This is a genomic window from Bailinhaonella thermotolerans (genome assembly GCF_003594875.1).
Lineage (GTDB): Bacteria > Actinomycetota > Actinomycetes > Streptosporangiales > Streptosporangiaceae > Bailinhaonella > Bailinhaonella thermotolerans.
Genome location: NZ_QZEY01000005.1, coordinates 26042 through 43131, shown reverse-complemented (window position 1 = coordinate 43131; position 17090 = coordinate 26042). Strand labels below are relative to the sequence as shown.

Genomic DNA, 17090 nt, shown 5'->3' with positions numbered 1-17090 from the left:
GAGCGTTCCGCGCGCATTCGGCTCGCCGCCGTAGCATGTCCGGGCACCTCTCGGACATCAGGGAAAGATGGGGCGGGCCGTGGGATTCGTGGTCATGATCGCGCTGGTCACCTTCGGCGTGCACTATTACCTGTGGCGGCGGCTGGTGCGCGACACCCTCAGGCCCGGTCGTGGGCGGCGCGTGGCCACGGTGGCGCTGGTGCTGCTCGGGTCCCTGATCCCGATCACGCAGTTCCTCGCGCGGGCGATCGGTCCCGAGGCCTCCCGCTGGGTCGCCTGGCCGGGGTACCTCTGGCTGGCGATGATGTTCTACCTGTTCGTGATCCTGCTGGTCCTGGAGATCCCCCGGGCGATAGCCGTACGGCTGGCGCGCCGCGGCGGGGACGCTGCGGGGAAGGCGGGGGAGCCGGCGAGCGAGGTCGCGGCGCGGGACCTGGTGACGGCCTCGGCGGTCGCCGGGGACGCGGCGGGTGCCGAGGCGGTGCCCGCCGGTGTGGCCACCGACCCTCAGCAGCCGGGGAAGGGCGAGGACGGCGCCGGGGTCTCCCTGAGCGCGCCGGACCACCCCGAGGCCGGGATGGACCGGCGGATGTTCGTGACGCGGACGGTGGCCGCGGTCGCGGGGGTGGCCGCCGTGGGGACCGTCGGGTTCGGGATGCGGACGGCGCTGGGAGACCCGCTGATCAAGCGGGTGCCCGTGACGCTGGCACGGCTCGACCCGCGCATGTCGGGGCTGCGGATCGCGGTCGTGAGCGACATCCACCTCGGGCCGCTGCTCGGGCGGGCCCACACCGAGCGGATCGTCCGGAAGATCAACGAGCTGGAGGCCGACGTCGTCGCCGTCGTCGGCGACCTGGTGGACGGCTCGGTGCGGGAGCTGGGCGCCGCGGCCAGGCCGTTGCGCGACCTGGAGTCGAGGTACGGGTCGTTCTTCGTGACGGGGAACCATGAGTACTTCTCCGGTGCGGACGAGTGGGTGGAGGAGGTGCGCCGCCTCGGCCTGAAGCCGCTGCGGAACGAGCGCGTGGAGATCGCGCACGCGGGAGCCGTACTGGATCTGGCGGGCGTGGACGACGTGACCGGGACGGGTTTCGGGCGGGGGCCGGACTTCGGCAAGACGCTGGGCGGCCGGGACTCCGAGCGGGCGGTCGTGCTCCTGGCCCACCAGCCGGTGCAGGCACGCGAGGCGGCGCGGCACGGGGTGGATCTCCAGCTCTCCGGGCACACCCACGGCGGCCAGATGGTGCCCTTCAACCTGGTGGTGCCGGTGCAGCAGCCCGTGGTGAGCGGGCTGGGCGAGGTGGACGGGACCCAGGTCTACGTCACCAACGGGGCGGGTTTCTGGGGGCCGCCGGTGCGCGTGGGGGCCCCGCCGGACATCAGCCTCGTGGAATTGCGGTCGAAGCGGTAAATAGCCTGGCGCCGCCGAATTGTGATTTTTCCCTTTAGTCCGACCTTGCCTGCGGAGGGGCGTCTTCCCGTATACGCTCTGGGCCACGAGCGGACCCTCGGATCCGCCCGCAGACGCCGCCTCTCCTGCCTCAGACCTGCGTAAACCCGCGAATGTACTGGATACGCTGACAGCATGACCGCATCGGGCCGGGCCACACGCCGCAAGCAGCCGCACGTCCTGAGCTTTCCGTCGTTCAGGCGGCTGTGGGTTTCCATGTCCCTGTGCAGCCTCGGGGACTGGCTGAACTTCCTGGCGCTCCAGGCGCTCGCGGTCGGCATCACCGCGCGGAGCAGCTACACGGCGATGGGCCTGGCCGTGGGCGGTGTGCTCGCGGTCAAGATGCTGCCGGCGATCATCCTGGGCCCGGTGGCCGGGGCCGTCGCCGACCGGTTCGACCGGCGGATGACCATGGTCGTCGGGGACCTGCTGAGGTTCGCGCTGGTGTTCTCGATCCCGCTGGTGGGCAGCCTCCAGTGGTTGCTGATCGCGACGTTCCTCGTCGAGTGCGTGAACCTGTTCTGGGTGCCGGCGAAGGAGGCCACGGTCCCCAACCTGGTGCCCAGGGACAAGCTCGCCGAGGCGAACCAGTTCGGCCTGCTCGTGACGTACGGCTCGGCGCCGGTGGCCGGCGCGTTGTTCGCCGTGCTGTCGCTGATCAGCGGGCCGCTGTCGGACGTGCTGCCGGTCTTCGAGAACGAGGCGTATCTCGCGCTCTACATCAACGCCCTGGCGTTCCTCGCCTCCTCGGTCATCATCTTCACCACCCGCGGCATCCCGCGCGGCGGCGGGCGCGTCTCGACGCCGTCGGTGCTCAAGCAGATCTTCGAGGGATGGCGGTTCGTCGGGGCGACGCCGCTGGTGCGCGGGCTGGTCATCGGCATGGTCGGGGCGTTCGCGGCCGGCGGGGCGGTCATCGGCGTGGCCACGCTGTACGTCAAGGCGCTGGAAGGAGGCGAGGCGGCGGTCGGCGTGGTGTTCGGCGCGGTCTTCCTCGGCATGGCGCTGGGCATGTTCTTCGGTCCCCGGATGCTGCGGGAGCTGTCGCGGCGGCGGATGTTCGGGCTGGCGATCGTGGCGGCCGGCCTCGCGCTGGCGCTGGTCGCGCTCATCCACAACCTGGTGATCGTGGTCTTCCTGACCGTGGCGCTGGGGCTGTGCGCCGGGGCCGCGTGGATCACGGGCTACACCATGCTCGGCATGGAGGTCAGGGACGAGATCCGCGGACGGACGTTCGCGTTCCTCCAGTCGCTCGTGCGGGTCACGCTCCTCCTCGTGGTCTCGGTCGCGCCGGTGCTGGCGGCGCTCGTCGGCAAGCACGAGCTCCAGGTCGGCAGCGAGAGCGTCTACACCTTCGACGGCACCAACGCCGTGCTGCTCGTCGCCGCGCTGGTGGCCGTGGTCGTCGGGTCCCTCGCGTTTCGCCAGATGGACGACCGCAGGGGCGTGCCGCTGCTCGCGGACCTGCTCGCGGCCGTGCGCGGCGAGCAGTACGTCACCGAGACCGAGGACCAGACGCGCGGGCTGTTCATCGTCTTCGAGGGCGTGGACGGCTCGGGCAAGACCACCCAGTCGCGGCTGCTCGGGATCTGGCTGCGCGACCAGGGCTACGACGTGGTCACCACGCGCGAGCCGGGCGCCACGAAGGTGGGCATGCGGCTGCGGGCGATCCTGCTGGACAGCTCCCACCAGGGGCTCTCGCCGCGCTCCGAGGCCCTGCTGTACGCCGCGGACCGCGCCGAGCACGTGGACAACGTGATCCTGCCGGCGCTGCGGCGGGGCGCGATGGTGGTCTCCGACCGCTACGTCGACTCCTCCCTCGCGTATCAGGGGGCGGGGCGGGTCCTGGAGATGCGTGACGTGGCCCGGGTGAACGCCTGGGCGACCGGCGGGCTGGTCCCGGATCTGACGGTGCTGTGCGACCTGCCGCCGGAGGTCGGGCGCGGCCGGTTCGCCAGCCCGGCGGACCGGATCGAGTCCGAGCCCCAGGATTTCCACGAGCGGGTGCGCCGGGAGTTCCGCGCGATCGCCGCGGCCGACCCCGACCGCTACCTCGTCGTGGACGCCACGCAGGACATGGACGTGATCGCCCGGCAGATCCAGGACCGCGTCCGCGAGATCCTCCCTGACCCGGTGGCTCCCGGCGCCGAGGACATCACCCACACCATGCCCGCCATCCGCGACTGATCCGCTCCCGGCGAGGCGTCTCAGCGCCGCCCGGGCACCTCTCGCCGCGCCCGGGAGAGCGCCGTGCGAGCCGTACGGCATCGCCACATGCGTCGGAGCGCCGCGCGCGCCGTACGGCATCGCGTCAGGTGCCGGGTCGCCGCGCGAATCGTGCGGGGGCGCGCCGCGCGAGCCGTACGGCGGGATGCCGGGCACGCGCGGGGGAATCCGGCGCGGCGCGGCCGTGGGTGCGGGGCGCGCGCCGTACGGCATCGCCACATGCGTCGGAGCGCCGCGCGAGCCGTACGGCATGGGGCCGTGGGGGAAGGAAGCGAAGGTGTCCATGGCCGTGAGTTTCATTTATGGGCGGAGCCCCGCGGGAAGCCGAACGCGGTTCTGTGGATAACGGCGAGGCTGTGGATAACGGGCTTGACGGGTCGCGGGGACGGCTAGGCTTCGGAGTCGTGAGCGTGTTCGACGACCTGGTGGGGCAGGAGCGGGTCGTTTCCGTGCTGCGGGACGCGGCGGCGGCCGGGGCGCAGGCGCTCGCGGGCGGGCGCGGCATGGGGATGACGCACGCCTGGCTGTTCACGGGACCGCCGGGATCCGGGCGGTCGATGGCGGCGCGGGCGTTCGCGGCGGCGTTGCTGTGTCCCGACGGCGGGTGCGGGCACTGCGCGTCCTGTCACCAGGTGGACGCGGGATCGCACCCGGACGTGGAGTCCGTACGCCCCGAGGGACTGTCCTACAGCGTGAAGCAGACGCGCGAGCTGGTGCTCAGGGCGTCGGGCGCGCCGACGCAGGGGCGCTGGCGGATCGTGCTGTTCGAGGACGCCGACCGGGCCACCGAACAGGCGGCGAACGCGCTGCTCAAGGCCATCGAGGAGCCTCCGCCGCGGACGGTGTGGCTGTTGTGCTCGCCGTCGCCCGACGACATGGTGATCACCATCCGGTCCCGGTGCCGGGTCGTGACGCTCGCCGCGCCGTCGAGCGCCGCCGTCGCGGAGGTGCTGGTCAGACGGGACGGCATCGATCCGGCGACCGCCGCGTTCGCCGCGCGCGCCGCCCAGGGGCATATCGGGCGAGCCCGGCGGCTGGCGCTGGACGAGGAGGCCCGCGCGCGGCGCGACGCCGTGCTCTCCCTGCCGCGTTCGCTCACCGGGCCCGCGACCTGCATCGCGGCCGCCGAACGCCTGGTCAAGGCGGCCGAGGCCGAGGCCGCCGCCGCGACCGGCGAACTGGACGAGAAGGAGACCGCCGAGCTGCGCCAGATCTACGGCGACGGCTCGTCGGGCAAGGGCCTGGGCAAGGGGCTCGTGCGGGGCGGCGCCGGCGCGATGAAGGAGCTGGAGGACCGCCAGAAGTCGCGCGCGACCCGCATCAAGCGCGACTCCCTCGACCTGGCGCTCCTCGACCTCATGGCTTTCTACCGCGACGTGCTCGCGGTCCAGCTCGGCGCTCCCGTCGAGCTCGCCAACGAGGACCGCCGCGGCGACCTCGACGCCCTCGCCCGCGAGTCCACGCCCGAGCAGACGCTGCGCCGCATCGACGCGATCAGCGAGTGCCGCGAGCGCCTGACCGCGAACGTGAACCCGCAGCTCGCCGTCGAGGCCATGGCCCTCGCCCTCGGCGCCCGCCGCCCCTGACCCGTCCTCAAGGGGCTGGCCGAGAGCGCCCTCCAGGGCCTGGCCGGGGGCGGTGAGCGACTGGTCGTACGGCTCCGCGCTCCTGCGACCCCGCTGAACGGCACCGCGTCGCGCGGGACCTGGAAGCACGGCGTCACGCGGGGACCTGGAACGGCACGCTGTCGCGGACGTGGTGAACAGCCCTGGCGAACGACCCGCTCTGAACCTCGTCGTGCGGCACCGCGTCGTGCGGCACCGCGTCGTGCGGCACCGCGTCGTGCGGCACCGCGTCGTGCGGCACCGCGTCGTACGGCACCGCGTCGTACGGCACCGCGTCGTACGGCACCGCGTCGTACGGCACCGCGTCGTACGGCACCGCGTACGGGGATCGCGGACGAGAACGGCAGGCGCGGCGACCCGAGGCAGCGCGCACGCGCCGCGAACCGGTCTCAGGCGGGCCCGGCGACGGTCCCCTCGTCCCGGGACGCGAGGGAGCGCCGCAGGAGCGGGATGAGGCGGTCCATCGCCGTGGCGAGCCAGCCGGACAGCTCGTCCGGCAGGGTGTCGTGGATCCACACGAGGCGACTGCGCCCCGGGCCGTCCGCGAAGACCTGCATCGAGGTGTTGTCGTGGACGACGTCGTCGGAGATCCAGCCCCAGACGACACGCCTGGCCTCGTCGTCGCGGGCGATGAGCCGTTCCCTGACCACGGTTCCGTCGGGGAAGGTGAGGGCCCGGACGCCGGGCTCGACCAGGCGGCTGTCGGTGAACGCGCCCGGCCCCATGCGCAGCGGGCCGCCGACGAAGTCGCTGATCGCCTCCCAGACCGTCTCGGGGGAGGCGTCGATGTCGATCTCTCGGATGACCGATGCCATTCGCTCGTCCATTCTGCGAGGGAAGTGAGGCGAGTAGACAGGTCTGTCTGCTCGATGTGTGCAACGGTAGACAGATCTGTCTGGTACCGTCAAGGGGTGATCGCGAAGACCTCGGAGCGTCCCGAAAGCCCGGCCCGTCGCCGCATCCTCGACACCGCCGCGGCTCTCTTCTACGCCGAGGGGGTCCACGCGGTCGGCATCGACCGGATCATCGCCGAGGCCGCCGTCGCGAAGGCGACCTTTTACCACCACTTCCCGGCGAAGGACGAGCTGGTCCGCGCATACCTGGAGCGGGAGTTCGAGCGGCAGCGCGGGGCCCTCGAAGCGGTGCGGGCGGCCTCGGGCGGGCCGCGCGAGGCGCTGCTGGCGATCTTCGACGCGCTGGCCGCCAACGGAGCGGCCGCGGGCTTCCGCGGGTGCCCGTTCACCAACGCCGCGGCCGAGTACCCCGATCCGGCCCATCCGGTGCGCCGGACGATCGCCGCCTACCGGGACTGGAACCGCGGCCTCTTCCAGGAGCTGTGCGCCGGTGCCGGAGACCCCGCACCGGGCCGTACGGCCGTCCTGCTCATGATGATCCGTGACGGAATCGTCGTCGGGAGCGACCTCGACGACCCGGGGTCGCTTGGCCCCGTCGTCCGTGACGCGGTCAACCGGGTGCTGAGCGGCGGTGAGACGCCCGGCGCCGGCTGACCGGGCCGTGCCGGGCCGCCGTGCCGGGCCGAGCCGCGCCGGGCGGCGCCTTCCCGGATCGCCCCGGGGCGGCGATGTGTCGGACTGCACCGGGGCCGGGCCGGCGCCGGACGGCGGCGTGTCGGACTGCGGACGTGTCGGCCCATCGGTCGCTGGCCGTTCGGGCTTGAGAGTGCCGCGTCGGAGGGGACGCGGGACGCGAGGTCTACTCTCGATCGTGGTGATCGGAGGCATCGCCGGCGCACCTGTGGGGGATCACCCCGCGGCGTCCCCGGCTCGACTTCGCCCGAAGTTATCCACAGGCTGTGGATGGGCGGCGGGGGCTTGGTGGAGGCGTGACGTAGGGTGGGCGTGTGGGCATGGTCATGGCGGTCAGCTTCACCCGTTACGGGCGTCTCTATTACCTCGATCCCGGTGAGCACAGTCCCAAGGTCGGGGACAAGGTGCTGGTCCCGACCGACTCAGGGCCAGAGGTGGCGGAGTGCGTGTGGGCCCCGCAATGGGTGTCGGAGGACATCGAAGGGCTGCCCGTGTGCGCCGGGATCGCGACCGAGGAGCATCTCGGGCGCGATGAGGGCAACCGGCGGCGGCGGGCCGAGGCGCGGAGCGTGTCCAAGCGGCTGATCCGCCGCCACGAACTGCCCATGAAGGTCATCGCCGTCGACTATCTGGATCAGGACAACGTTTTCACCGTCTATTTCTCCGCTCCGCACCGCGTCGACTTCCGCGCGCTGGTCCGCGATCTGGCCCGCAACCTGCGCGCCCGTGTCGAGCTGCGGCAGATCGGCCCGCGCGACGAGGCCCGGCTCCAGGGCGGCATCGGGCCGTGCGGGCGCGACCTGTGCTGCGCGACGTTCCTCAAGGAGTTCGAGCCGGTCTCCGTGCGCATGGCCAAGGACCAGGATCTCCCGGTCAACCCGCTGCGCATCGCGGGGGCGTGCGGCCGGCTGATGTGCTGCCTGAAGTACGAGCACCCGCTCTACACCAAGGCCCACAAGGAGATGCCCGAGATCGGCGAGACGGTGGAGACCCCGTCAGGAGTCGGGCGCGTGGTGGGCCGCAACGTCCCGTCCGACACCGTGACCGTGCGATTGGAGGAGTCCGGGGCTCGCTGCGCGTGCCCGTCCGCGTCCGTGTGCTCTCCGCGACGGCAGCATGACGCGATGTATACCTCCGAATGACGCCCGGGCGGTGTATGAAGGGGAGATGGCCGAGTTCCGCACCCGGACGCGCCGTGTCCTGCCGGCGATCCTGCTGATCGCCCTCACCGCCTGCACCGCGCTCGACCGGTCGAGCCCGAGCACGCCCGACACCACCAGGGCGCCCGCGCCCGGCCTCGCGCCGTTCTACTCCCAGAGCCTCGACTGGTCCGACTGCGGCGACGGTTTCGAGTGCGCCAAGCTGGCCGTACCCCTCGACTACGACAACCCCGGCGGCGACCGCATCGAGATCTCGGTCATCCGCCTCCCCGCCCAGGGCTCCGGGCGAATCGGCTCTCTCCTGGTCAACCCGGGCGGTCCTGGCGGTTCCGGGGTGGAGTACGCCCGCTCCGCCTCCTCCATCGTCAGCCCGGCGCTCCTGCGCGCCTTCGACATCGTCGGGTTCGACCCGCGCGGCGTCGGCGGCTCCACGGCCGTGCGCTGCCTGCCCGCCGAGCGCCTCGACCACTTCCTCGGCCTCGACAACACCCCCGACTCCGCCGCCGAGATCGCCGAGCTGGAGAAGGGCGCCCGCGAGTTCGGCGAGGGCTGCCGCGCGCGCTCGGGAAAGCTGCTCCCGCACGTCAGTACGGCCGACGCGGCCCGCGACATGGACGTGCTCCGCGCCGCCCTCGGCGACCAGGGCCTGACCTACCTCGGCAAGTCCTACGGCACCCTCCTCGGCGCCTACTACGCCGAACTCTTCCCCGCCCGGGTGCGCGCCCTGGTCCTCGACGGCGCGGTGGACCCGCAGGTGCCCCCGCTGGAGATGAGCGCGGCCCAGGCGCGCGGCTTCGAGGTGGCCCTGCGCGCGTTCGCCGAGTCCTGCCTCAAGGATTCCGCCTGCCCGCTGAAGGGATCCGTGGACGACGCCCTGAAGGAGGTCGCGGACCTCATGCGTACGGCCGACGCCGAACCCCTCGGCAACCAGGCCGGCGACAGACGCCAGGTCACCGAGTCCTGGGTGTCGCTGGGCGTGGCCGCGGCGCTGTACGACAAGGGCGCCTGGCCCCTCCTGCGCGAATCCCTCGCCCAGGGCGCGCGCGGCGACGGCTCCGGGCTCATCCGCCTGGCCGACCTCCTCATCGGCCGCGACTCATCCGGCCGCTACACCAACCAGACCGAGGCCAACATGGCCGTCAACTGCGTGGACGAGACCTTCCCGACCACCTCGAAGGACTTCGCCACCGCCGCCGAGAAGGCGCTGCGCGGCGCCCCGCGCTTCGGCTCCTTCATCACCTGGGGCTCCCTGCCCTGCGCCTACTGGCCCGCCGAATCCGGCGAACCCGACCGTCCCCTCAAGGCCGCCGGCGCCGCCCCCATCCTCGTCGTGGGCACCACCCGCGACCCCGCGACGCCGTACGAATGGGCCAAGGCCCTGTCCCGCCAGCTCACTTCCGGCGTCCTCCTGACCTACGACGGCGACGGCCACACCGCCTACCGATCCGGCTCCACCTGCGTGGACAAGGCCGTGGACACCTACCTCACGACCGCCCGCGCCCCGTCCCCCAACACCACCTGCCCCTGACCCCTGCACACGTACCCGCCCGAACCCTGTAGACTTCCGCATGCTGACCCGTTCAGCACGCCGCCTTAGCTCAGTCGGCCAGAGCGACGCACTCGTAATGCGTAGGTCAAGGGTTCGATTCCCTTAGGCGGCTCCAGTCAGAAAGGCCCCGCGTGAATCCCACGCGGGGCCTTTTCGCGTACGGGCTCGGCCCGCGAAGCTTCCGTACGGCGTCCGCCCCGGTCCGGCGACGTACGGCGTCCGCTTGGGGGCGACGTACGGCTTTCGCCCCGTGAGGAAGGTCGTACGGCGTTCGCCCCGCCTTGAGGGCGGCGTACGTCAGCGACGGGGCGCGGGCGGGGCAAGGAAGGGCGGCGGCGGGGGTGGGTGCGTTGGAGGTGAGCGGGGCGAAGGGCGGGGCGCTGGAGGTATGCGCGGCGAAGGGCAAGGGCCTTCGCGTGTGAGCGCTTCGCGCGTTCGTGCTTCGGGCTCTGCTTGGCGGGGGCTGCGCCCCCGCGCCCCCGGCGAGGGGCTGCCGCCCCTCGCGCTCCCCGCAAGCCTCGGGCGCATGAACGGCCGACGGGCCGCGGGGCCGGCACGAATACCGCGGGGCCGGCACGAATACCGCGGGGCCGGCACGAATAACGGGCGTCGCCGCCGCTGACGGAGCGGCGGATGGAGGCGCGCTGAGGCGGGAGCGTCGAGGGAGGCCGATCGCGGGGGAGCGCCGGCGAGGGCGTGCCGGCAAGCGCGTCTCGGGGAGCGTTGGCAAGGGGGATCTCGGGGAGCGTCGGCGAGGGGGTCTCGGGGAGCATCGGCGAGGGGGCTCGGAGGGCGGTCAGAGGGGTTCCTGGAGGGCGGCTTCGGTTTCGGCGTCGGTCGCGGCGCGCCATTGGCCCGTTGTCTCGTCTTGGAGGAGCCAGGGTTGGTGGAGGGTGGCCTCCGCCCAGCGGCGCAGCCACTCCGTCAGGCCGAGGTGCTGGGGGAACAGGGAGACCTCGCGCATTTCCAGGGGGGCGGGGTTCGGGTCGATCGCCCACATGGGATGGGCCGGGTCGGTCAGGTCGACGTACGAGGTGATGCCGCATCCCCAGTGGCAGACCGGCAGCAGGGCCGGGGCCATGGGGCGCCAGGCATCGGGCCAGGCCCGCTGTTGCTCTCGGTGGTCCTTCCGGATCGCCCGGAGGGACTGGAGGCCCTGGCCTGGGCCGAAGCCGCCGTCGCCGAGTTCCAGGTAGCAGCGGCGCAGCAGGGGCGGCAGAGGGTGGCCCAGGTGGATCTCGCATTCCTCGACGGCGTCGGGCGAGGGAGGGTCGGCGGCGGCAGGGGTTCGAGCAGGCCGGCGGCGCGGGCGGCGTCGTACTCGGGCGAGTCCCTCCAGTACACCCGTTGAAGCCGCCCGTCCCGGGAGCCCTCGAACACTCCGCCGCCTCCGACGTCGGCGCCCGGTGATCCGTACCTCCGGTCGAGGTGGTCCCCCGACTCCACCCGTGCGCGCACCGCCGCGAAAGCGCGTTCCTCTCCATCGGCCATGGGCCAAGGAGGCCGGGAAATCAGGATGAATCGGGGTCATTCCCGTGGTCTCAAAGCGAATGAGAGAACGTTGGGTATCGGGTCCTTCAAGGGTGTTGACAATTTCCTGAGAATCGCGAGACATACGGTGTGTGACGGGTGACGCTCGGTATCGAAGAAGTGAATTGTTGGGGGCTGGGGCTTTCGCTTCGGTTTGGCGGGGCCATGACGAGGAGCTGGATGTGGCGGTCGCCGTCAAGGTGCTCGCCGAGAACTGGGCTCGGCGGCCGGCCGTCCGGAGGAGGTTCCTGCAGGAGGCGCGGATTCTGCGGCAGGTCTCGTCTCGGCACGTCGTGCGGGTCTTCGACCTCGGGGAGGCGGACGGCCTGCCGTACCTCGTGATGACCCTGGCGGATCAGGGGACGTTGCAGGATCTGCTGGCGCGGGGGGCGGTGCCCCTGGACGAGGCCGTCGGGATGATGCGGCAGATCTGCGCGGGAGTGGGCGATCTGCATGGGTTCGGGGTGATCCATCGGGATCTGAAGCCCGCGAACATACTGATCGCGACGGACCCGGACGGGGGCAGGGTCCTGCTGGTCGCCGATCTCGGCCTGGCCAAGGCCGCGACCGACCCCACCGGCCTCACGGTCGGCGGGACGCCCGGGTACATGGCTCCCGAGCAGCGTCAGCCGGGGGCCTCGGTCGACGAGCGCACCGACGTGTACGCCCTCGGCGCGATCACCTTCCACCTGCTCACCGGCGAGCCGCCGGCGGAGCGGAACGTCTCGCCGCGGCGGCTGCGGCCCGGGTTGCCGGTCGCGGTCGACGAGGTCGTGGTCCGGGCGCTGGAACCGGAGCGGGAGCGCCGCTGGGAATCGGCGGCGGCGTTCGCGGAGGCGCTGGCCCTCTCGGCCGCGGGCGGAGGGGCCGGGAGGCACTGGCGGGTGCGGCGCCGGCTGCGGCAGGTGCCCAGGTCGTGGGTCTACAGCAGCCTCGGGCTGGTGGTGGGGGCCGGAGCGGCGACGCCGGTGCTGGCCGGCCTCTTCGCGCCGCCGCCGTCGCTGCGCGAGGGGACGGACATCCCCGCCGCGTACCACGACCTGATCATCGACGCGGGGACCAAGTGCGAGCTCGAAGGGCTCAGCCCGCCGCTGATCGCCGCGATGCTGAAGGCGGAGAGCGGCTTCGATCCGCGCCTGGTGGACGACGCGAAGGACGAGTACGGCGTCGCGCGCTGGACGCCGCGTGTCCTGGCGGGATACCTGCCGCCCGGGGCCGACGCGAAGAAGGCGGCCTTCGACCCGCGGATCGCGATCCCGAAGATGGGTGAGCTGATGTGCAGGTTCGGGCCGATGGTCCTGGATGTGCGGGCCGATCCCGCGTTGCGGCTCGCCGCCGTCTACCGCACGAGCGCGGGTTCGGTACGGCGGGCCGGCGGGATCGCGCCCGCGCTCAGGCCGTACATGGACAGGGTGCGGGCGTACATGGCCGGCTACCGGCCCTGAGACCGGTAGCCGGCCGTGCCCTAGTGGAGCCCGAGCAGGATGGAGTCGATCGGGTCGAAGTTGTAGACCCCCGAGCCGCCCATCGGAATCCAGACCCGGCAGTCGCGGCCGCCGTACTCCCAGCACAGGTCCGCCCAGGCGTGCTTGCCCTTGTCGGGGTGCTGGTTGTTGACGACGAGGCGGTTGCCGTAGACGTTGCTCAGGTTGTGCGCGCCGTATGTCCAGAACGTGCGCTGGATGCCGCTGCCCGCGGTGCTGCCCCGGTACAGGCAGACCGCCCCGGACGGGCAGGCGGCGGCGGATTTCGCGGCGAGCGCGGACATCGCGCCGGCGGCGGGCTTCCGGGCGGCGGACTCCGCGGCGGCGGGGGACGCGTGGACGGCGGCCGTGGCGCCGAGGGCGGCCAGGAGGAACGCGGCCGAGAGGACGGAACGAGCGGACTTCGCCATGATGAGCTCCCTTGTTCGTAGGCGTTCGGCGAGTGATCCGATGGTCCGCCGGGAGCGGCCCGCCCGACTATCCGGAAGCTGCCAGGGTCCCCTCAGGTGAGCAGGTCAAGGTGCTCGGCTCGCACCAGGTCGTACCGGAGGGCGGTCGCCACGAGCGCGGCGCGCTGCCAGTCGGCCTTGCCTCCCTCACCGGTCTCCTTGATCCGGAGTTTGCGGGTCGCGAGGTACTCGATCTGGAAGGCGATGGCCTTGCGGCTCAGGCCGTACCGGCTGAGGCGTTCCTGGAGCTGCGGGGTGCCGGGGATGACGGCGGTCGCGGGGTCGCGCAGGCGCGGCTCGCAGAGGGCGACGAGGACGAGGAAGTACTTGGCGGTGTGGTCCAGGGGGTAGGCCAGCATGGTCGGCTCGCCTGCGCTGTCGATCTCGGCGTCGAGGAACGCCTGGCAGGGGGCGAAGACGAGCAGCGAGGCCGCGGTGCCGGGAACCCGCAGCCTGCCGAACTCGAACGGCACGGGCGCGTCCACCCGTCCCGGCGGGATCTTGATGAACTCGCCGCCGCCCTCGGGGTTCTCCACGACGTACGTCACCCGGGCGCTCAGGTTGGTGACCAGCCAGTGGTCGCCGGCCGCCACGAGCCGTCCGGCGCGGCGGGAGACGGCGGGCTCGTCCAGCACGACGTCGCACTCACCCGCCCGCCCGAACGTCAGCCGCTCGCCGGGCGCCAGTTCCCAGCTCGCGCTGCCGCCTTCAAGCTGCACGATGACGGTCTCCACCGTCGGAAATTATCAGGTCCCAGCCTTTCGGCCGGACGCGGAAAAGCAATTCCCCTTGGCGTGGGAGGCGATGGCGAAAAGGGTTTGGCCGTTGTCGTCGGGGGGCGCGCCGTTTACGCGAGGATTTTCACTTCTCGGTGGGATCCGGGGGGAAGGAAAGGAGATGGACTATTCCGGCGGGATTCTTGATCCAGTGCGTTCGGGTGCCGTGGCTGGGGAGGGGTTCCACCTCGTCGCAGGGGCGGACGCCCGTCGCGGCCAGGGTCGCCACGGCGGCGGGGAGGTCGTCGGTCTGGAGCTGGAGCCAGAGTTCGGCGCGGGTGCAGGTGTCCACGCGGTCCAGCCACAGCGTCATGGGGCCGAATTCCACGGTGTGGGTCTCGGCGACCGTGGGCGCGTCGCTCGCGTCGGCCTGGCGGACGTTCAGGCCGAGGGTGTCGCGGTAGAAGGCGACGGTGCGGGCGTAGTCGGCCTTGGGGATCTTCATGGCGATGTTGAGGCCGGGGGTGAACTCGGGCATCGGCGTACCTCACGGGACGGGGCTCGACTCAGGGGGCAGCCTAGCCGGGGGCACCGACGGTTTCGGGTACGGCGAGCGAGCCCGTCTCCCCATGGCAGGCCCCCCGGCCCCCGCCGTACGGCAGGCCCCGCGCCCCCGCCGTACGGCGAGCGAGCCGCATCCGCATGGCAGGCCCCCGGCCCCCGCCGTACGGCGAGCCGCGTCCGCACGACGGGCAGGCGGTACGGCGGGCCGCCGGCCTCCGCCGTGCCCGAGCCCCGGCGACGGCGGTCAGTAGACGTGGACCTCGCTGCCGCGTTTGAGCCAGGGGCTCTTCCAGAGCCAGTCCATGGCGTCGAGGCTGACGCGTACGCAGCCGTGGGAGGCGGGCTGGGGCGGGACGGAGCCGTACCCGTGGACGGCGATGCCGCCGCGGAAGTACTTCGGGCGGTAGAGGGAGCCGAGGGGGCCGCTGTCCCAGCCGTCCACCTGCTTGTACACCTTCCAATCGCCTTCGGGGGTTACGGCGACCTTGGAGATGCCGCGTGAGACGTAGGACTCGCCGCTGCCGGTCGAGGTGTTGAGCACCTGCTCCACACGCCCGTCCCGCACCAGGACGAGGATCTGTCTTCGCAGGTCCACCTCGGCGTGGTAGCCCGGGCTCGTCAGCCTGGCGCGCGGCGCGGTCCCGCGTTCGAGGGCGGCCCAGGTCTTGCGGCCGACGACGCCGTCGCGGGGCAGCCCGGCCGCCTTCTGGAGCGCGTACACCGCCTGCGTGGTCCGCTCCTCGAACCGGCCGTCGGGCTTCCCGTTCCAGTAGCCCGTCGCGTTGAGCCGATCCTGCAGGTCACGGACGTCCTCGCCGGTGTCGCCGGGGTTGAGCTTGCCTGGGAAGCGGCGTGGTTCCGGAATGTGCGGAAGCTGGGGTTCCCGTACGGTCTTCACCTTCTTGGGCACGGCGGCCGCGCCCGCCCGCGCGTCGGTCTCGGGCGCCTTCCGTTCCGCCCCGCACCCCGCCACGATGATCGCCGCACCGCCCAGCAGAGCACCCGTAAGCCGCAGCCTCATGCCGCCCCCCTAAGCCCCTCCCGGAATCGGTCGGGCTCCCGTCGGAACCGCTGTCCCAATCCCGGCTACCCCCAACAAACTCGGACATTCATCCGAAAGTTCCAGCTCACGGAGCTTTCAGACCGTCTCCCCCCACCCCTCCGCGGCCTCCCCGCCCCCAGCCGGCCGCCCGCGCCCACGAGCCCGCCGCAACGGAAACGCCCGGAAACGACCGGAAAAGGCGGACACGCCGCATGGCGGAGAGAACCGCCACCATCTCGTACGGCTGGCGCCGGGCTCGACGGACGAATTTCTGGTGTCCGCGCCCGCCCCTGACGGGCAGCACGCCTCGGCGGGAGGCGGCCCCGGCTCGCCGGGCTCCCCGTTCCCGGCGCGAGCCCCGAACCTCGGGACCGCCGCCCGGACCTCGGGACCGCCGCCCCGAAACCACCCCGCCCGACCGCCCTTTCGCGGCGATCGCGCCCCCATGAAGCCGCCTCAACCCCACGCCAGGAAGCCGCGGGTCTCCGGCCGCGGGCCGGGACCGCGCGTTCAGGGGTGGAGGTCGGACCAGGTGGCGAGGGCGGATTCGGTGGTGATGTGGTCAAGTCCCACGGCGGCGGCGCCGTGGAGCGAGCCGTCGTCGGCGTGGGCGGCGTCGAGGACGGGCGGCGGGGCGGCGCGGTGGAAGGACATGAGCCCGTCGAGGTACGCGGCGTCGAAGGCGTCCCGCGCGGCGGCGCGGAGGGGGGCGGCCAGCCCGCCGAGGGTGATCACGTCGGGGTCGTGGGCGTTGGCCAGCCCGGCGAGCCCCGAGGCCAGCGCGACGGCCGCGTCCCGCACCGCCCGCCCCGCGCGGACGTCCCCGGAGGCCGCGCGGGCGAGGACCGTTTCGGTGTATGTCCGGACGTCGGAGGGGGTGGGATCCCCGAGGGAACGCGCCAGCGCGTTCCCGTCCACCACCACGTCCCAGCAGCCGCGCGCCCCGCACAGGCAGCGCAGCGACCGGTCCCCGAACGGCATGTGGCCGAACTCGCCCGCCGTGCCGTGCGCGCCCTCCATCGGCCGGCCGTCGAGGATGAGCGCGCCGCCGATCCCGGCCTCCAGGATGAGGTGGACCGCCACGGCCGCGCCGACCGCCGCGCCGGTGCGCGTCTCGGCGACCCCCGCGAGGATCGCGTCGTTGCCCACGAGCAGCGGCGCTCCCGTTCCCGCCGCGAGGTCGGCGAAGTCCACCGCCCGCCAGCGCAGCGTGGAGTTCTCCACCAGCCGCCCGCCGCGGACCGGCGCGGGCACCGACAGCGACACCGCGCGCACCCGCCGCTCGCGGCCCCGCCGTACCCGGTCCAGGCCGGAGCGCATCGCGGCGAGGACGTCGGCGGGACCGTGCCCGGGGCCGTGGCGCACCGTCTCGACCAGGCGCACCGCGCCGTCCAGGGAGGCGACGGCCGAGCGCCAGTCCTCCTGGCGCAGTTCGAGCACGGCGACGAGGGGCCCCTCGGGGTGGGCGCGGAGCACGGTGGTGGGGCGGCCGCGGCCCCGCGCGGGGGCGGGTTCCTCGGTGAGCAGGCGCAGCTCACGCAGCCGGGCGCACAGCTCGGTGGCCAGGCCGCTGCTCAGGCGCAGCCGCCGCGCGATCTCGGCGCGGGTGACGCCGGGCGTGCGGCGTACCTCCGCCAGCAGGTCCGCGGCGGTGCGCCAGCGGGCGCGGCGGGCGCGTTCCGGCCGGTCGTCGTCCTCGCTCACGATCACCCCGCTTTTGCTCGTTCTCCGAGTCTAAGCCGGAGGCG

At 72.8% G+C, this 17090-nt stretch carries 16 protein-coding genes and 1 tRNA gene; 9 read left to right on the top strand and 8 right to left on the bottom strand.

What is annotated here, in order from left to right; genetic code table 11:
* Nucleotides 1-67: 67 nt before the first annotated feature.
* From D5H75_RS15605 to D5H75_RS15595, 3 genes are all read left to right on the top strand, one after another.
* Nucleotides 68-1411 carry a metallophosphoesterase gene (locus D5H75_RS15605; RefSeq protein ID WP_119927201.1) on the top strand — a complete coding sequence of 448 codons (1344 nt, stop codon included), beginning with the start codon at nucleotides 68-70 and terminating at the stop codon, nucleotides 1409-1411.
* 174 nt (nucleotides 1412-1585) lie between these two features.
* The gene (tmk, locus tag D5H75_RS15600) at nucleotides 1586-3637 is read left to right on the top strand and encodes a dTMP kinase (protein WP_119927200.1); all 2052 of its coding nucleotides are present in this window, start codon (nucleotides 1586-1588) and stop codon (nucleotides 3635-3637) included.
* Nucleotides 3638-4080: 443 nt separating this feature from the next.
* A complete protein-coding gene (locus tag D5H75_RS15595) occupies nucleotides 4081-5262 on the top strand; it encodes a DNA polymerase III subunit delta' (RefSeq protein WP_119927199.1) in 1182 nt (393 codons plus the stop codon).
* Nucleotides 5263-5395: 133 nt separating this feature from the next.
* On the opposite strand, the gene D5H75_RS41565 is transcribed toward D5H75_RS15595, so the two are convergent.
* Entirely contained in the window at nucleotides 5396-5617 is a 222-nt protein-coding gene (locus D5H75_RS41565) for a hypothetical protein (RefSeq protein ID WP_202638196.1), read from the bottom strand.
* 73 nt (nucleotides 5618-5690) lie between these two features.
* On the bottom strand, nucleotides 5691-6116 hold the full coding sequence (locus D5H75_RS15585) for an SRPBCC family protein (RefSeq protein ID WP_119927197.1): 426 nt from the start codon (nucleotides 6114-6116) through the stop codon (nucleotides 5691-5693).
* A gap of 96 nt (nucleotides 6117-6212) precedes the next feature.
* On the opposite strand from D5H75_RS15585, the gene D5H75_RS15580 reads away from it, so the two are divergent.
* The 4 genes from D5H75_RS15580 to D5H75_RS15565 all read left to right on the top strand — a co-directional run bounded on the left by D5H75_RS15580 (nucleotide 6213) and on the right by D5H75_RS15565 (nucleotide 9672).
* Nucleotides 6213-6809: a TetR/AcrR family transcriptional regulator gene (locus D5H75_RS15580; RefSeq protein ID WP_202638195.1), complete on the top strand. Its 597-nt coding sequence runs from the start codon at nucleotides 6213-6215 to the stop codon at nucleotides 6807-6809.
* Nucleotides 6810-7168: 359 nt separating this feature from the next.
* Nucleotides 7169-7990, top strand: coding sequence for a PSP1 domain-containing protein (locus D5H75_RS15575; RefSeq protein ID WP_119927195.1), 822 nt, complete (start codon nucleotides 7169-7171; stop codon nucleotides 7988-7990).
* Between the two features lie 25 nt (nucleotides 7991-8015).
* A complete protein-coding gene (locus tag D5H75_RS15570; RefSeq protein WP_119927194.1) occupies nucleotides 8016-9536 on the top strand; it encodes an alpha/beta hydrolase in 1521 nt (506 codons plus the stop codon).
* A gap of 59 nt (nucleotides 9537-9595) precedes the next feature.
* Nucleotides 9596-9672, top strand: a tRNA-Thr gene (locus tag D5H75_RS15565).
* A 681-nt stretch (nucleotides 9673-10353) separates the two neighbouring features.
* On the opposite strand, the gene D5H75_RS15560 is transcribed toward D5H75_RS15565, so the two are convergent.
* Nucleotides 10354-10638: a hypothetical protein gene (locus D5H75_RS15560; RefSeq protein ID WP_119927193.1), complete on the bottom strand. Its 285-nt coding sequence runs from the start codon at nucleotides 10636-10638 to the stop codon at nucleotides 10354-10356.
* 39 nt (nucleotides 10639-10677) lie between these two features.
* Between D5H75_RS15560 and D5H75_RS15555 the strand changes: the two genes are divergently transcribed.
* The gene (locus D5H75_RS15555; protein ID WP_119927192.1) at nucleotides 10678-10908 is read left to right on the top strand and encodes a hypothetical protein; all 231 of its coding nucleotides are present in this window, start codon (nucleotides 10678-10680) and stop codon (nucleotides 10906-10908) included.
* A gap of 271 nt (nucleotides 10909-11179) precedes the next feature.
* Complete coding sequence (locus tag D5H75_RS15550; RefSeq protein ID WP_119927191.1) at nucleotides 11180-12532, top strand: serine/threonine-protein kinase; 1353 nt, start codon at nucleotides 11180-11182, stop codon at nucleotides 12530-12532.
* Between the two features lie 20 nt (nucleotides 12533-12552).
* Here D5H75_RS15550 and D5H75_RS15545 read toward each other — a convergent pair whose 3' ends face one another.
* The 5 genes from D5H75_RS15545 to D5H75_RS15525 all read right to left on the bottom strand — a co-directional run bounded on the left by D5H75_RS15545 (nucleotide 12553) and on the right by D5H75_RS15525 (nucleotide 17046).
* Complete coding sequence (locus tag D5H75_RS15545) at nucleotides 12553-12981, bottom strand: hypothetical protein (RefSeq protein WP_202638193.1); 429 nt, start codon at nucleotides 12979-12981, stop codon at nucleotides 12553-12555.
* A 92-nt stretch (nucleotides 12982-13073) separates the two neighbouring features.
* On the bottom strand, nucleotides 13074-13754 hold the full coding sequence (locus tag D5H75_RS15540; RefSeq protein ID WP_119927190.1) for an FHA domain-containing protein: 681 nt from the start codon (nucleotides 13752-13754) through the stop codon (nucleotides 13074-13076).
* A 127-nt stretch (nucleotides 13755-13881) separates the two neighbouring features.
* Nucleotides 13882-14274 carry a VOC family protein gene (locus D5H75_RS15535; RefSeq protein WP_119927189.1) on the bottom strand — a complete coding sequence of 131 codons (393 nt, stop codon included), beginning with the start codon at nucleotides 14272-14274 and terminating at the stop codon, nucleotides 13882-13884.
* Nucleotides 14275-14544: 270 nt separating this feature from the next.
* On the bottom strand, nucleotides 14545-15321 hold the full coding sequence (locus D5H75_RS15530) for a L,D-transpeptidase family protein (protein ID WP_119927188.1): 777 nt from the start codon (nucleotides 15319-15321) through the stop codon (nucleotides 14545-14547).
* A gap of 531 nt (nucleotides 15322-15852) precedes the next feature.
* Nucleotides 15853-17046 (bottom strand): ROK family transcriptional regulator, encoded by a 1194-nt coding sequence (locus D5H75_RS15525; RefSeq protein ID WP_202638192.1) that lies wholly within the window; start codon nucleotides 17044-17046, stop codon nucleotides 15853-15855.
* Between the last annotated feature and the right edge of the window lie 44 nt (nucleotides 17047-17090).

Coding starts and splice junctions, on each gene's coding strand:
- D5H75_RS15605 (WP_119927201.1), top strand. CDS start 68: ATGGGGCGGGCCGTGGGATTCGTGGTCATGATCGCGCTGGTCACCTTC.
- tmk (WP_119927200.1), top strand. CDS start 1,586: ATGACCGCATCGGGCCGGGCCACACGCCGCAAGCAGCCGCACGTCCTG.
- D5H75_RS15585 (WP_119927197.1), bottom strand. CDS start 6,116: ATGGCATCGGTCATCCGAGAGATCGACATCGACGCCTCCCCCGAGACG.
- D5H75_RS15575 (WP_119927195.1), top strand. CDS start 7,169: ATGGTCATGGCGGTCAGCTTCACCCGTTACGGGCGTCTCTATTACCTC.
- D5H75_RS15570 (WP_119927194.1), top strand. CDS start 8,016: ATGGCCGAGTTCCGCACCCGGACGCGCCGTGTCCTGCCGGCGATCCTG.
- D5H75_RS15560 (WP_119927193.1), bottom strand. CDS start 10,638: ATGGCCCCGGCCCTGCTGCCGGTCTGCCACTGGGGATGCGGCATCACC.
- D5H75_RS15545 (WP_202638193.1), bottom strand. CDS start 12,981: ATGGCGAAGTCCGCTCGTTCCGTCCTCTCGGCCGCGTTCCTCCTGGCC.
- D5H75_RS15535 (WP_119927189.1), bottom strand. CDS start 14,274: ATGCCCGAGTTCACCCCCGGCCTCAACATCGCCATGAAGATCCCCAAG.
- D5H75_RS15530 (WP_119927188.1), bottom strand. CDS start 15,321: ATGAGGCTGCGGCTTACGGGTGCTCTGCTGGGCGGTGCGGCGATCATC.